The organism is Polyangiaceae bacterium (genome assembly GCA_016715885.1).
Lineage (GTDB): Bacteria > Myxococcota_A > Polyangia > Polyangiales > Polyangiaceae > Polyangium.
The window spans coordinates 798,611-813,614 of record JADJXL010000015.1 but is presented as its reverse complement, the minus strand read 5'-3'; the positions used below and the strand labels follow the sequence as shown (position 1 = coordinate 813,614).

The 15,004-nt window shown below is 61.5% G+C and carries 12 protein-coding genes; 11 read left to right on the top strand and 1 reads right to left on the bottom strand.

Features of this window, described 5'->3' with window-relative positions; genetic code table 11:
* The first annotated feature begins 123 nt into the window (after positions 1-123).
* The 7 genes from IPM54_16820 (at position 124) to IPM54_16790 (ending at position 11,316) form a co-directional block, all read left to right on the top strand.
* Positions 124-2,379 (top strand): hypothetical protein, encoded by a 2,256-nt coding sequence (locus tag IPM54_16820; GenBank protein ID MBK9261455.1) that lies wholly within the window; start codon positions 124-126, stop codon positions 2,377-2,379.
* 362 nt (positions 2,380-2,741) lie between these two features.
* Positions 2,742-4,448: an FAD-dependent oxidoreductase gene (locus IPM54_16815; protein MBK9261454.1), complete on the top strand. Its 1,707-nt coding sequence runs from the start codon at positions 2,742-2,744 to the stop codon at positions 4,446-4,448.
* Positions 4,449-4,612: 164 nt separating this feature from the next.
* Positions 4,613-5,155, top strand: coding sequence for a hypothetical protein (locus IPM54_16810; GenBank protein ID MBK9261453.1), 543 nt, complete (start codon positions 4,613-4,615; stop codon positions 5,153-5,155).
* 269 nt (positions 5,156-5,424) lie between these two features.
* Positions 5,425-6,750: a hypothetical protein gene (locus IPM54_16805; protein MBK9261452.1), complete on the top strand. Its 1,326-nt coding sequence runs from the start codon at positions 5,425-5,427 to the stop codon at positions 6,748-6,750.
* 91 nt (positions 6,751-6,841) lie between these two features.
* Positions 6,842-7,084, top strand: coding sequence for a hypothetical protein (locus IPM54_16800; protein MBK9261451.1), 243 nt, complete (start codon positions 6,842-6,844; stop codon positions 7,082-7,084).
* The gene (locus IPM54_16795; protein MBK9261450.1) at positions 7,081-7,392 is read left to right on the top strand and encodes a transposase; all 312 of its coding nucleotides are present in this window, start codon (positions 7,081-7,083) and stop codon (positions 7,390-7,392) included. The genes IPM54_16800 and IPM54_16795 overlap by 4 nt, the downstream gene beginning before the upstream one ends.
* A 33-nt stretch (positions 7,393-7,425) precedes the next feature.
* Entirely contained in the window at positions 7,426-11,316 is a 3,891-nt protein-coding gene (locus IPM54_16790) for a protein kinase (GenBank protein MBK9261449.1), read from the top strand.
* A gap of 114 nt (positions 11,317-11,430) precedes the next feature.
* Here the strand turns inward: IPM54_16790 and IPM54_16785 are convergent, their stop codons facing one another.
* A complete protein-coding gene (locus tag IPM54_16785) occupies positions 11,431-12,432 on the bottom strand; it encodes a hypothetical protein (GenBank protein ID MBK9261448.1) in 1,002 nt (333 codons plus the stop codon).
* 496 nt (positions 12,433-12,928) lie between these two features.
* Here IPM54_16785 and IPM54_16780 point away from each other — a divergent pair, with 496 nt between their 5' ends.
* Genes IPM54_16780 through IPM54_16765 form a run of 4 tightly spaced genes read left to right on the top strand, consistent with a single transcriptional unit; the run spans position 12,929 to position 14,949 of the window.
* On the top strand, positions 12,929-13,081 hold the full coding sequence (locus IPM54_16780) for a hypothetical protein (GenBank protein MBK9261447.1): 153 nt from the start codon (positions 12,929-12,931) through the stop codon (positions 13,079-13,081).
* A gap of 12 nt (positions 13,082-13,093) precedes the next feature.
* The gene (locus IPM54_16775; protein MBK9261446.1) at positions 13,094-13,954 is read left to right on the top strand and encodes a hypothetical protein; all 861 of its coding nucleotides are present in this window, start codon (positions 13,094-13,096) and stop codon (positions 13,952-13,954) included.
* Complete coding sequence (locus IPM54_16770; GenBank protein MBK9261445.1) at positions 13,951-14,739, top strand: hypothetical protein; 789 nt, start codon at positions 13,951-13,953, stop codon at positions 14,737-14,739. The genes IPM54_16775 and IPM54_16770 overlap by 4 nt, the downstream gene beginning before the upstream one ends.
* 57 nt (positions 14,740-14,796) lie before the next feature.
* Positions 14,797-14,949, top strand: coding sequence for a hypothetical protein (locus tag IPM54_16765; protein ID MBK9261444.1), 153 nt, complete (start codon positions 14,797-14,799; stop codon positions 14,947-14,949).
* The last annotated feature ends 55 nt before the right edge of the window (positions 14,950-15,004 follow it).

Here is a 15,004-nt window from a genome sequence, read left to right as displayed (position 1 = left end):
ATAACGTGCGGCTGTTGGACATGACCGGGAATTGTGTCCTCATGTCAGCGAAAATTTGGCCGCCCTTCGACTCCACGCGTACAAGGCCGCATTGTACCTATACGCTGATCCGAGGGGACTGACGTGGGCAAAATCAAAGCAACAGAAGCCGAGCTCCAAATCGCCGCCGAAATGGCCACACTCCTCACCGAGACGATTGGGGAGTGCACGAAGAACGCGGATGAGCTGGCCCGCACCTTGAAGGAGGCCATGAAGGTCGACAAGCTCAAAGCGGATCGCATAAACGCTTTCTGGAGCACGATGTTCAATGTCATGGTTGCCGCAGCGTATTGCGTTCCCGGCGGGCCGATGGTGAAGGCCATTTTGGACAGCTTCCGCGGCAATGCGCTTTCTTCTGCTTCGTGGCTATTTCGTAGTGGAGACTCCGAGATTGCTCAAAAGCTCGAATCGTGGACGGGCCTTAAAACCAACAAGGTCAACACGTTGTCCGACTTCAACGACGCCGAGGGGAAATACTCGGGCTTTTCTACGTCGGCCAGTAGCTATACCAACAAGACGATCCTGCTCAAGTCCGATTTGTTTAAAAAAAATGGAATTCAATCGGGGATGCGCGACAGCTTCTACGAAAACACGCAAGCAAACATGTTTTCGAGCCATGTGGAAAATGAGGCCACGAATATCCTCATCAAGGCGAGTGACAATCGTCCTTTTGCGGGGTCGGAAGCTGCATTGACGAGTGTCATTCTGGACGAGGACGCCGTAAACAAGATCGTCAACGGTCAAGCTGCGCAGAAGGCAATGACTGAGGCCTACACCAAAGTGCTCACGCAATTGAAGCACGTGTCGTTAAGCGGTCCGAATGCATTGACCAGTTACATTCTCTCGAGCTTGGCGGCGAATGTGGAGCTTGACCTCATCGGTGCGCACATTGCCCGCAATGGCGGATTCAGAACTCGCCACGAAGGGGAAGTGCGACTGGCGCTTGGCGCAAAGGAGGTCGACAGGAAAGCAAGCGACGATGACCACAAGAACATCAACATGCTGGCGATTGCTTGGGACAAACGAGCATGGATTTACAAAAGTAACTTCGAGGAGTGTCAAAAAATGCTATCGCCCGGCGCTCGAAAGGCTTATCCCGGTTGGGACTCTGCGCGGGTCGATGAAATCTTGCGTTTCAAGATCCTGGTCAGCGCATATCGAGGTGAATTCGAGACGAAAATCAATGGCATGCGCATCGGCAACACAGCAAAATCCATCATCCAAGATGCCTACATCGATATGGATCGATTGCTCAAGAATCTTGCGTTTCGCAAGAATAGCTTGGACACGCTATTGAGTGAACTGAACGAGCGAGAGCTAGGTGCGATTGGTGACCATTTTTACACCACAAAGCCAAGCGCATTGACTGACGCGACCGTGGAGAATGTCGGCAAAATGGTCATGGATTGCCACATCTTTCACAAGATATTGCTCTTTCACTTGGGTACCCCATGGATCTCGTCGCTACCACAGAACAAAGAGATGCAAGAAAAAGTCACATTCGCATTGATGGATGCACTCGTGACGATTGCGCTGAGCAGGCATTCTGCACGGTCCGCGAACGACGAGCTTTGCAAGAAAATGAGCGGCACGTACCCGCTGTTCTATGGAACGCCCACCCTCTTTACGTTCTTTTTCGACGTCACCACGAACAAAACTGCAGAACTTGACTTCGCGAGCGTAATCAGCCGGCTCGAGGGGCTCGTCGACACCATGCCGGTCAATAGAGATACAAAATTTAATCTTTGGCGAGACCGACTCGACAAATTGAAACGCGGACTCAAGGAGTTCCAGGCCTTGGTCAACGGGGCTGTTCGGATGCATGCAGATCGAATTCGGGAAGACCCCATCATGACGGTCACGGACCATTGGCGCAACGAGTTGGGCAACGTATGCAAAGCGTCGTTGGATCGCGCTGGGAAAGCGGAGCCTCTTGGCGACTACATTCGGTGGACAACGACACGCAAAGACGGGTTCGGTAGTTTCAAGTCCAATGCCACGATAGTCAATACGCTCATCGAGGAATACACGGAGCGAGCAGACGCCTTGGACTTTAACTTTGGCGCACCCGTTGTCAGCGCATTCTACGCTCAAGAAATGAGCGTGCGTTTGTTGAATGATGGCGTCGTGCAACCCAAAGAAGTCATCCTCTTGATGCATGAAACGTTGAAAAGGCTCATCCAAGATGGATACGACATGAATACAGGAAAAAGGCGCGACGGTGGTTCGCCCCCGCCTGCGCAAGGGCCAAAACTTACAATTCCGATCGACCTTGACAAAGCTCCAAAACCATTACGTGTAGCGACCAGACTCTTCAATAAAAACTATACCAAAGGCTGACCCGGGCAACAAGCCCTAAAGGAGTGTTCTTCGTATCGAACATAGGCGGCGCGGTCTTACGTCGCTCGGCCTCCAAAGGCCCTTGCGTGTCGATTGGAGGAGGGCGCCGATCCATTGGCCGGGGAATCCTCGAGTGAGGGCATGCCTTCGTTCACCGGGGTGTGTCATCCGAGCAGCAGGTTGCTCTGCGCCAATGCAAAAATTGCGTGTCGAGCATGCGGGCGTGGGGCATTTGCTGCCGCATCGCGCGCAGGTTTTGCATTGGTCGGTCGCCGCTCTTGCGGCATCACGAGCATTGGTATGCCTATTGCAGTGCCGTTGCGACCTCTTTCGCCCCATGAGCCGCACTCACAGGAGCCTGCATGCGTATCGAAACCGATGAATCCACAATTCCGTCGCGCGACGCTTCCCGTCGTCGTGTCCTCATCGTTGGCGGTGTGGCCGGGGGCGCTTCGTGTGCCGCGCGATTGCGACGCCTCGACGAATCCAGCGAAATCGTCGTATTCGAGCGGGGACCCTACGCGTCCTTCGCCAATTGCGGTTTGCCCTATCATGTGGGCAATGTCATTGCCGACGAACGGGCGCTCCTGGTCGCATCCCGCGAGATGTTCAAAGCGCGATTCGACATCGATGTCCAAACGGAAACGGAGGTGACGAAAATCCATCGTGACACGCATACGGTCATCGTGCGCGACGTGCGTTCGGGCGAGCTTCGATCGGAGCGTTACGATGCATTGGTGCTCGCGCCCGGGGCTGCCCCCATTCGTCCGCCGGTGCCGGGTATCGAATTGCCGGGCGTGTTTGCGGTGCGGACCATCCCGGATACGCGGCGCATTCGTTCGTGGCTCGAAGAGCGGCAGGCGAAGACGGCCGTCGTGGTGGGCGGTGGATTCATCGGGCTCGAGATGGCCGAGAATCTATCGTATCGGAAATTGGCCGTCACGCTCTTGGAAAAGCTGCCGCAGGTGATGCCGCCGCTCGATCCCGAAATGGCGGCGCCGCTCATGATGGAGCTCGAGGAGCACGGCATCAAGCTCCATATGAATGACGGTTTGGCAGGGATCGAGTCATCCGCGGGAGGTGCTTTGGTCGTCGTCACCGAAAGCGGCGCGCGCTTGCAGGCCGATATCGTCATTCTCGCCATTGGCGTGCGTCCGGAGACGACATTGGCCAAAGACGCCGGGTTGCCGATCGGGGCACGTGGAGGCATTGTGGTGGACGAGCAGATGCGCACGGCGGATCCGAGCATCTGGGCCGTGGGAGATGCGATTGAAGTGCGCGATGTGCTGACGGGGCAAGAGGTCGTGCTACCGCTCGCGGGGCCGGCGAATCGTCAGGGGCGCGTGGCTGCCGAATCCATTGCGGGCCGTTCCACGCAATTCCGAGGCGTTCAGGCAACCGCTGTCGTCGGCGTCATGGGGATGACGGCGGCATCCACGGGGGCCAGCGAAAAAGGCCTTCGGCGTGCGGGGGTGACCAAGTACCAAAAAGTGTATCTGCACCCCGGTCACCATGCGGGTTATTATCCGGGCTCGAGCCCCATTCACCTGAAACTTCTTTTTTCGGTGCCCGACGGACGCATTCTCGGCGCGCAAGCGGTGGGGCGCGAGGGCGTCGAAAAACGCATCGACGTCATTGCGACGGCAATTCAATTCGGCGCCACGGTGCATGACTTGGCCGAAGCCGAATTGTGTTATGCTCCGCAATACGGTGCCGCAAAGGACCCCGTGAACATGGCCGGCATCCTTGCGCAAAACGTGCTCAATGGCGACATGCCGCTGGCCAATTGGCACGATTTTGCTGCAAGCGATGCCTTCGTGCTGGATGTCCGCGAACCGCACGAGTTTTCCGCCGGGCATGTTCCGCGCGCAATCAATGTGCCTCTTGGCGACCTGCGCACGCGGCACACCGAATTGCCAAAGGACCGCGATATCTGGATTTGTTGTGGCGTCGGGCAACGCGCGTATTACGCGACTCGGTTTCTGTTGCAGCATGGGTTCCGAGCGAAAACGTTGTCCGGGGGACTTGCGACCTACAACATGCTCGAAGCGGCTGGCATGATCGATTGATGGGGTGCAAACGCGCCCGCACGCACGTACGCCAAAAACAAGGTAACCGTCGAAGTCGTCGCGGCGCATCCGGATTGGATCGGGCACCGAGCAGTTCGTAGAGACCGTTCTGGGGTGTCACAAGGCCCTTGCATTCCCTTCGCAACTCCGCGAAACACGCGCCCATGTGTCGCGTCCTTGCCTATCTCGGCGAACGTATCCCGCTCGAAGACTTGCTCTACAAGCCCGACGTCTCCTTCGTCAATCAAACCCACCAAGCGGCGCTCCTAAATCGCTTGAATCTTGCTGGCTCGGGGTTTCTCGCCTGGGATGCGCAAAGTGAACGGCCCGAGCTGCCTTTCGTCTATCGCAGCACGAAGCTCCCCATTTACGATCGTAATCTGCGCGCACTTGCCGCCAAAGTGAGTGCCACGTGTTTGCTGGGCCATCTGCGGGGCGTTCCTTATCACCTGAGCTCCATCATCAGCGAGCAGAACCTGCATCCGTTCTTGTTCGACGATACGCGGCTGGCGCTGGCTCATAGAGCCGACCCATGCACGCCGCAAACCTTGGGCGTGGCTCTTGCGACATGTGTTTGCAGTGGATGTCAATGTTTGCCCCGCGTGTGCTGGGCGCATGAAATGGCGACAGGTTGCGCTGACGGCGGACGCGATACGGGAAGGTTTGGCGCGTGCGGGGCTATTGGCGCGCGGGCCTCCGAAGCGTAAACGGGTGCCCATGGGGCAGCTCGTGCTGCCATTTCCGAAGTCGCGTCGGGCGTGATTTCTCCCCTCTCCAACGTAGTTGGAGAGGGGCTGGGGGTGAGGCGCGTGATGCTGCGCTCGTATTGGCTGGCGCCAAGGTATACGTGTGTCCGCAGATCCACGTCTTCGCAGTCGATGCAGCAAGCAAGCTGCCCATACTTGCCGCGGGGGATCGCTCGTGCGTTTGCTGCTCGACATCGGTGCTGCGCATCGAGTAGACTCGTCCCGCCGCCATGCGCCTATTTGTCGCCGTCCTCGTGTTTACGGGTTGCCAATCGACTGCCGCGCCACCGAACCAAGCCAATGACGTTTCCACGGCGCCGCCGACCGGCTCCACGGCGCTCGCGAGCACGAACATCGATTTGCCTCCCGATGTGATCGCTCCACGGACATCGAGCACCGGCACGTTCTCTTGTGATCGATTGCAGACGGTTTCTTTTGATTCCCCCGAAGCCGATGTTCAAATGCAGCGTCATCTGTTGCGCGACAAGTTCGTCCTGGCCGGCTATCGTCCGGACGGAGTCGCATCGGGAAATGTGCTCGACTTGCGGACGATGAAATGGCGAGCGCTGCGCGAAGATGGCGCTCCCCGATTCATTGATGGCAACAAGATTTGGTCCCCTCAGGTCATCGCGCTCGATACCCGGCTGGTTCTTTTTGGTGGCGCAACGTACGTGCTCGACACCGAGACCAACCAATGGCACGCGGTAGCGCAACCCCCGGACCTTGGACAAACCATTCTGAGCACCGTGGGCGATGTGCTCGTGACGAGCACCCATCGGCTCGACGCTCGCGCTCTCGTGTATCGACCCAACAGCAAGGGGATGCAGGCTGGGCAGCGAAGGGCGGCCTGGGGGGGATTTTTTTATCAATGGAGCGACGGAGCGCCCACGGGGGAAAAGCTCGATATTCGGACCGGGACGGTTTCGACCATTTCTCTCGACGGTCTCAAGGGATTTTCGACCACGGCGCCTCCGTATCCTCTCGGAATCGGGACGTTTTTCGTTTGGGGTCAAACTTCTGGGGGCAAGATGGCCGGCGCGCTTTTCGATCCCGCAAAGGAAGCGTGGACCTCCGTGAGCCATGGTGGAGGGCCGGACCTTTACCGAATGAATCTCCCCAATGACAATCTCGTCGTGGGACGCTTTTTCGTGCATCATCGGTATTGGTACCAGGATCCGCTGGCGCCGTCGGACGGAGCCGCCAAGGAGCAAGATACGCTCTATATTTTCGATGGCGCCAAGGCGACGTGGGCGAGGGTCAAAACATTAAAAGAAGCGCAGGTTTTCCCCATTGGTTCGTGGGTGCTGGTCATTGGAGGCGGCAAGGCTTGGCTGCACGATCCCGAGAAAGGAGGTCGGTGTGAGCTGTCGGCGTCACGTTTTGGTTATGGTGCGGGCAGCCCCATTCAGGTATTGGCGGATGGCCGGAGGATTGTGTTTTTCGGTAATGCAATCGATTCGAACCCCAGGTGCCCACCCGGGGCGCCGTGCGTGGTGCAGCATCCGGAGCTCGTGCGGCAGTCGTTTGGAAGCATTGTCGCGACGATCGCGCCATGACGCGGAGCCCCGGCCAAGACCCCCGGGAGCGACGTCCAGCTCGCGGATCGCCTCGCCGACGGTCACGTTCGACAGTCCGGGCGCGAACCCCATGCCGTCGACGAACGTGGCGCCAGTCTTGATCGCCGTCGCGCCCGGCGACATGGATTTCGGATACCGGTTCGGTTGGCGCAGGCTGCTGCTCTGGGAACGCGCCCGGTTTGGCGAGGTCTGTGAGGAATTCGTCGAGCTGGAACCAATAGCCAAGGCGACTATCGTACTTCCTGAAATCGTTGGGATCGTAATGGATCTGGCGCTCTCCGCGACCATGGCGCTTGTTTGGGCCGCCGGATGAGCGACACGACGGTATGGCTGACCGAGCGCTTCGATTCGGCAGTGCGTTTCAACGTGCATTTCCACTCGCTCGCGCTCGATGGTGTGTACGTGCAATCCGCGGATGGCGCAGGTTTGCGATTTCCGCGGTTGCCCAAGCCGACGGAGGAGGAGGTTTACGAAGTTGCCGAGCGGACGGTGAAACGGGTGGTGGCGATATTGGAGAAAAAGGGCAGGGCGCTCTGCGGTCATTGTCGATGGTTTCAACATTTCTCACCCAACCGCCGCGCCTTGGAATTTTTGCGCGAGTGGCTTGGGGATTACGCTTGAACCCCCGTACGCCTCTGGTGTACGTTGGCCGGCATGCACACGGGGGACGTTCTTCGCGATCGATTCGAGATCGTGGAGGCAGCAGGATCTGGCGGCATGGGCGTCGTGTATCGGGCGATCGATCGGGCGACGGGATCCGCGGTCGCCATAAAGCTTCTGCACGACGCGGCGAGCCCTCAGCATGTCGCGCGGTTCGCACATGAAGCGGAGATCCTCGGGGAGATCGATCACCCGAACGTCGTGCGGTACGTGACGCACGGGGTGACGGCGAGCGAAGAGCCGTATCTCGTGATGGAGTGGCTCGACGGCGTGAGCCTCGCGGAGCACCTGAAACGCGGCCCGCTCTCGATCGGCGAGAGCATCGAGCTCGTGCGGCGCGTCGCGAGCGCGCTGGCCGCGGCGCATGGGCGTGGGGTGGTGCATCGCGATATCAAGCCGAGCAATGTCTTCTTGCCGGACGAGCGGATCGAAAACGCCAAGTTGCTCGATTTCGGCATCGCTCGTCTGGAGCGGGCGACGACACCGCTCACCGCCACGGGGATGCTGCTCGGCACGCCTGGCTACATGGCGCCGGAGCAAGCGCGCGGTGATGGCGCAGCGATCGACCCGCGAACCGACATGTTTTCCCTCGGCTGCGTGCTCTTCGAGTGCCTGACGGGCAAACCCGCGTTTCAGGGGGTTCACGCGATCGCGCTGCTCGCGAAGCTCCTCATGGAAGAATTGCCGCGGGTCCGCGAGTTGCGCCCGGACGTACCGACGTTCCTCGATGAGCTCTGCGCCTCGATGTTATCGAAGGATCCCGCGAAGAGGCCGCCGGACGGGGCCGCGGTGGTGCTCGTCCTCGACAAACGGGAAAGCGCGACCCCTTCGTTTCGGCCGCGCGCGCTGGCGCTCACGGATGCAGAGAATCGGTTGGTGTCTGTTATCGCCATCGCGACCAGGGCGGCGGAGACGAACCCAGCGAACCCGGATTCGACGGTGCTGAGCGCGCTGTCGCGTGATCAGCTCGCGAAGATCCGGCAGGCGGTGGTGCCCTTCGGGGCGAAGCTGGAGGAGCTGGCGAACGGGACGCTGGTAGCGCTGCTCGTGGGGGCGGGGCCCGCGACGGATCAGGCGGCGGCGGCGGCGCGTTGCGCGTTGCGTATCCGCTCGCTGATGCCGCATTCTCCGATCGTGCTGCTCACGGGCCGGGGCGTGAGCACCGAGCGATTGCCGGTCGGCGAGGTCCTCGACAGCGCGGCTTCGATGCTCGAGGCGCTGAACGCGGATTGGGTTGGGCGCGGCGCAGACCCGTGGGTCCGCATCGACGAGACCACGCGGGCTCTGCTCGATGTTCGGTTCGACGTCATCGAGGAGCAGGGCAAGCTCGGCTTGCAGGGCGAGCGCGAGATCGGGGGCGAGGCGCGCACGCTGCTCGGCAAGCCGAGCCCATTCGTCGGCAGGGATCGAGAGCTGCGGAATCTGCTGGAGATCCTCGAGGAGAGCTTCGAAGAAGGGCGGGCGAGCGTCACGCTCGTTACGGGGCCCGCGGGGATGGGGAAATCGCGGCTGCGGTACGAGCTGACGCGCAAGCTGCGGGCGTCGCGGCCGGAGGTCGTCGTATCCATTGGTCGCGGCGATTCGATTGGCGCCGGTTCTGCCTTCGGGATGCTTGCCTCGGCGTTTCGCAGCTCGCTTGGCATCTCGCGAGGCGAGTCCCTTTCTTCGCAGCAGGGGAAGCTCTGGGCGGTGGTCGAGCGGTTCGTCGACGCGCCCGAGCGGCAGCGCGTGGCCACGTTTCTGGGGGAGCTCATCGGGGCGCCTTTCTCCGACGAGGAAAATCCGCAATTGAGGGCGGCGCGGCAGGACGCTCCGACCATGGCGTCCCGCATCGAGCGGGCGTACGTCGATTTCGCACGCGCGGCGGCGGGGGCGGTGCCCGTTTTGCTCGTGCTGGAGGATCTGCACTGGGGGGACGTCCCCTCCGTGAAGCTCATCGACGCGGCGCTGCGCCATCTCCACGACAAACCATTTACCGTCGTGGCTTTCGCGAGGCCCGAGGTCGAGGAGTTGTTTCCAGGGCTCTGGCGGGAGCGGGATGTGCAGGAGATCCGGCTGGCGCCGCTCTCGAGACGTTCGGCGGAGAACCTGTCGCGGAGCGTGATCGGGGATTCGTTCGGGGCGGGCGTCGTGTCGAACATCGTGGATCGCGCGGGGGGAAACGCGTTTTACCTGGAGGAGCTCATCCGGGCCGTGGCCGAGGGGCGGGGACAAACCCTGCCGGAGACGGTGCTCGGAATGGTGGAGGCGCGGCTCTCCACGCTTTCGCCCGAGGCGCGGCGGATCCTGCGCGCGGCGAGCGTCTTCGGGGAGGTGTTCTGGGAGCGGGGGGTGCTCGCGCTGCTGGGCGAGGAGCAGGCGGGCCCTGCGCGGGAGACGCTGGAGGAGCTCTGCGCGCGGGAGCTCGTCGTGTTGCAGATGGAGAGCCGTTTTGCCGGGGAAAAACAATATACGTTCCGGCATGCGCTCGTGCGGGAGGGGGCGTATGCGATGCTGACGGAGCAGGATCTCGCGCTCGGGCATCAGGTCGCGGGGGAGTGGCTCGTCGAGGCGGGCGAAGAGGACGGGATGGTCCTGGCCGCGCATTTCGAGCGGGGCGGCTTGGGCAAACGCGCGGCCGAGTTTTATGCGCGGGCGGCGGAGCAGGCGCACAGAGGAGCCGATCTCGACGCGGCCATCGCGCGCGCGGAAAAGGGGCTCGCTTGCGGGCCGGAGGGGGAGGTGGCGGCAGCGCTGAACACCGTGCTTGGAATGGCGCACCTCTTGAATTCGAGGTTTCCGAAGAGCTTAAAGCATTTCCTCGCGGCGGTCGAGGCGCTCGGCGAGGACAGCCCGAGCGTATCGGCGCCCATGGGTTTCGCCGTGTGCTCGGCGCTCTACGCGGGGCAATTGGATGTTTTCACGACGTTGCTCCCGAGGCTGATGCAAACCGAGCCTTCGCCGAGCGGCGTCGCCACGGCGGTGCAGGCGCTCTGGGCCGTGGGGATCACGCTGGTGATGTTCGGCAAACATGAGGACGGGCTGCCATTCTATCAAAGGATGGAGCGGATCGTCGCAGCGCACCCTGGGGATCTGCTCGCGGCTGGGCACGGCAATGCGTTCAGGACCAACTGGATCAGTGACATCGAGCATGACCTCTGGCGCTCGCACCTCTGCGCTCGCGCGTCGATTTCGAGCTACGAGGTGGCCGGGGCCCGTCAATACATCCCTCTCATCGACGCTCATTACATGATGCAGACCGCGTTGCTCGGGCGGCTGGAAGAGGCAGCGATCGGCTTCGACCGTATCCTCGCCGCGCCGGACTCGGGAAACCTCGCCACGGCGCATGCTTCGTTGTGGAAATGCCACACGCTCGTCTGGACAAACAAGCTCGCCCAGGCGAAGGCCCTCGCCGAGAAGCTCCTCCAAATGGCGACCGGCGATCAATTGATGACCTGGGCAGCGCTCCTCGTGAACATCGAATGCCTCATCCTCATGAATCGCCTGGACGAAGCCGAGCAGGCCCTCGTCGATGTCGGGGATCCTGCCTCGATGATCCCCTGCATGCGCGCCAGCCACCTCTCTCTGCGGGCCAAGCTGCGACGCCGACAGGGGCGCCTCGAAGATGCCGCGGATCTCGCAGCTTTGGCCGTCGTCCAGGGCAAACTCGGTCCGAGGTTCCATTACGGTGACAACCCCTTCCTCCTTCGCCACGCCGTGATTCTTCATGAGCTCGGCCATGAGAAAGCGGCGCGCAGCGTGCTCGCCGAGGCTCGGGACGATTTGCTCGCGCGCGCAGAAAAAATACCCGATCCAGATATCAAACGGACCTTTTTGGAGAATGTCCCGCACAACCGCCGTACGCTGGAGCTCGCTCGAGAATGGCTCGCGACGAGCTTTCCCTGACGCATGAGCCACACCTGGCTCAAAGCTTCCCGATATTCGTTGTACCGGTTGTTGCGCCGGCATCCAATCGACGCGCGCGAATTGCGTAAGTATTCTTCGTAGCCTTCAACCTGCTCAGATTGCCGAATCCGAAGCAAACAATTCTTCGATGGAAGCCGCGGAGAATAGCTGAGCCGTCCAAAACTCGAGCTGCTCCGCGGTCGCTGTATCGACGCGATTTCCGACGCTAACTGGAACATCGCCGAAGCGTTGGTGCAAGAGCCGTCGCAACATGTTGCGGCCTACGTCGAGTCCCTTCTTGTGCCCCTCATCGAGCCCCTTCTTGTGCCCCTCGTCGAGTCCCTTCTTGTGCCCCTCGTCGAGTCCCTTCTTGTGCCCCTCGTCGAGTCCCTTCTTGTGCCCCTGCCCGTACCCCTGCTGCTCGGCCTCGTGTTGCAGCTTCACGATTTCGGGGTTTTTCTTCGCAATGAGTGCCTTGGCGACTTCGTTTTCGGCTTCCGCAAGCGTGCTGTCGACGAGTGCCTTGACTGCAATCGGGCGGACGAACACGGGATCGTCGAACATCGCATTCATGTCGAGCCGAACGAATTCCCCGCTCGCCTTCGACCATTCGCGTATTTCCCCCGTCTTGACGAAAATGGCGAAGATGCGCCGAACCCCGCGTCGAGCCAAATTCTTTGCTTTGCCCGTCACGTCGCTCATCGATTGTTCGTTCACGATCTCGAACGATAGTTCTTCCAAATACCGTGAGCCGGTTTCAGGATCGATGCCTCTTTTGCGGATGCACACATCCGTGGCGAAGTCGGACTCCACAGAACTGCGCGTGAGCAATTCGGTTGCCACGACATAGGCACGCAGCACATGCGCCGCCAGCAAAAAGCCGGTGAGCGCTTGGGCATCTGCGTGAGGAGGAAGCGAACCCACGTCGATGACCTCACGCCCGTCGATGAGCTCGACCCGAGACACTTCCGGCACGACGATGTGCTCGTCGACCGGCGGAAATGACGCTGGCGTGGGCTTGGACCGGCGTTCCATGCGCGCTGGCGTATGCGCTTCCGCAACACTGTGCGCGCTCGGAGCGAGAACCATCGGTGCAGCAGGAATTCTCGGGTCCATCGGAATCGAGCGTAGCAGAAAGACAGAGGTGGGTGCAACCGGGAAAGCTCGGCAAGAATGCGCTGGTGCTTCGCAAACGGCGCATCCGTGAGGCAACCCGGTTCGTCATGGTCGAGGTTGCCCGGTTTACCCAGGAACTCGAGGTTCGTCAAGGACACGTTGGCAGTTCGTCTGGGATTTCCAAGGAGGGCTTTGAAATGCGTATGGTGGGCCTAGCCGAGCATCCATGAGCGGCCACGATTCGTGCAATGCGTTTGGTCGAAATAGCCGGGGAGTTGAATACGTCATTGCTTTCGTAAATGCCAACCCCAAAGCGGCATAAAACAGGTCCGCATATAAAAATTGCATTGCGTATATGCTCAATGAGCTCAACAGTGCAATCATCCAGGTGAATTCGAGGATGCGGAGCCGTCCTATCGCCGTCGACGCTCGCCCCTCGACCCCTTGACTTCGCGTAACCGATGTGACAGAAACGAAGGCTCCCGGAGGGCCTACGATGAACGACGGCGACGACGCGCGTGATCTTCCCCGAACCGCCGACGACCTGGTCCTCGACGACCTGCCGACCCCGGTCGAGATCGCAAGCGCGGCGCAAGAGGCGCCTGGAGCAACCGCGACACTGATCTTCTTCGGCTCCGCTGAAGGCTAGCCGGGAGCTCGCGTGGCGAAGCGCTACTGTCGCTTCGAGGAGCGAGCGGTCGCTCCGGCCTCACTCGATGCCTTTCGCAGGATCGTCTCGAGCGTCGCCGAGGGCGTGGTGACCGTCGACAAGCTCGCGGACGACGTCGATCGCCTGCTGCGCGATCGACCCCTCGATGCGCTGCTCCGCGCCGAGGTCGAGGCGCTCGCGGCGGATCCGTCGCGCGAGGTGCGACGCGTCGAAGGGGGCCAGGTGATCCTCTTCGAGGACGAGCGGGTTCGAGCTCACCTGCGGAGACGCGAACCCACGGCCCGCACCATACCGCGCTTCAGCGACACAGCTACGCACCTGCTGCTACCCGTGCGCCCCGTCCGATGGTCGATCACCACCTACCGCACGACAACGCCGCTCGCGATGGATCGCTTCCGCCAAGGCGTCCCCCTCGACGCTCCACCCACGCGGCGAGAGTCGCCCACCTGGCACGGGTGCGCAGTGAGCGACCGTGAGCTTAGCGCCACCGTGGTCGAGCTCGATGGGCCGGCTTGGTTCCTAGAAGTATGGCAACGACCTGGTTTGCTTTACGCTTGGCGATTCGACGATGCTGGTCGATCGGTCGCTTTGGTGCACGCGCAGCACCGGGTCTCTCGCCTCGCTCTCGTGCTCGACCTCCTTCGGAACACACGTCGCCCCGAGGCGGAAGCAGGGTTCCGAGCCCTCCTCGGCGTGCCCTATTTCGACCTGCGCTGGAAAGCCCTCCAGGGATTGGCTGCGCTCGGGGTCCCTGATCTGGAGGAGTTGCTCGCCGCAACGGCCGAGGACACGCATCCCGAGGTAAACGCCGCGGCGCGGGCCGCCCTCGAGAAACGCAGGGCGGGGCGATGAGCCGACACGAAGCTGCCAGGGCTGCGGCGCCGATTTCGCTCGCCGAGTTCATCCGCTCGATCGAGCAGATCGACCTCGCGTCGCCGGAGGATCTCTGGCAGGCGCGGAGGCTTTTGCGCGCCCTCGCAGCGGACTCGGGCTGGCTCGTCACCCGCCTCGCCGAGGAGCTCGCTACCAACATCGATCGCTTCCAGCAGAACAACCTCTACGACGCGCACACCCTGCTCCTCGTGAGCGATCCTCGTTACCTTCTGCGCGCCAACATCTGGGTGCCACTCGACGGCTCTACCCCAGCCGCTGACCCGCGCGACTTCAGCTATGGGATCGCCCACAATCACAACTTCCACCTGCTCTCCGTCGGGATGATCGGGCCAGGCTACGAGACCGACCTGTTCCGACTTGCGGAGGCGGATCGGCTGCTCCGACCCGGCGACCCGGTCATGCTCACGCCGTCCGGCAGCGTGCGGCTCGGTCCCGGCGTCATCCTGCTCTACGAGGCGTACTGCGACGTGCACGTTCAGCGGCCCTCTGCGGCGCTCTCCGTTTCCCTCAACCTGATGACGCGGCCGAAGGTCGCCGACCTGCCGCAGGTGGTCCTCGACCCGGCCCGCGGCGTCGTCACCGATGTGCTCGAGGGCAGGGTCGACGGGCGCCTTTACCTCGCGGAGGCCGCTCGCGACCTCCTTGGCGCCGAGGGCCGTGCCGCCCTTTCCCGGGTGGCAGCGAATGATCCATCGCCTCGCGTCCGAGCGGCTGCCAAACGGGCGATGGACCGCGACGCATAGGACCAGCGAGCCATTTTCGCAATGGTGCCGCCACGATTTCTTGATCTCTTCTGGCCCTTGTTCGAACGTGAACCCCAAAAATGCCAGTCGGATATCGCTCAGCTCATCGAAGCCCTCGATGACCTCTACAAACACCTCGACGTCACGCCCGACCAGACATTCCTCGCCCGCAATGCCCGCTTCGCTGGATTGACTGCGGGTTCGTCCTAGCTCGTCGGCGCGGCAACGATGGGACCTCGTGCAGGGGTTGGGCGTGTGGCGCGAG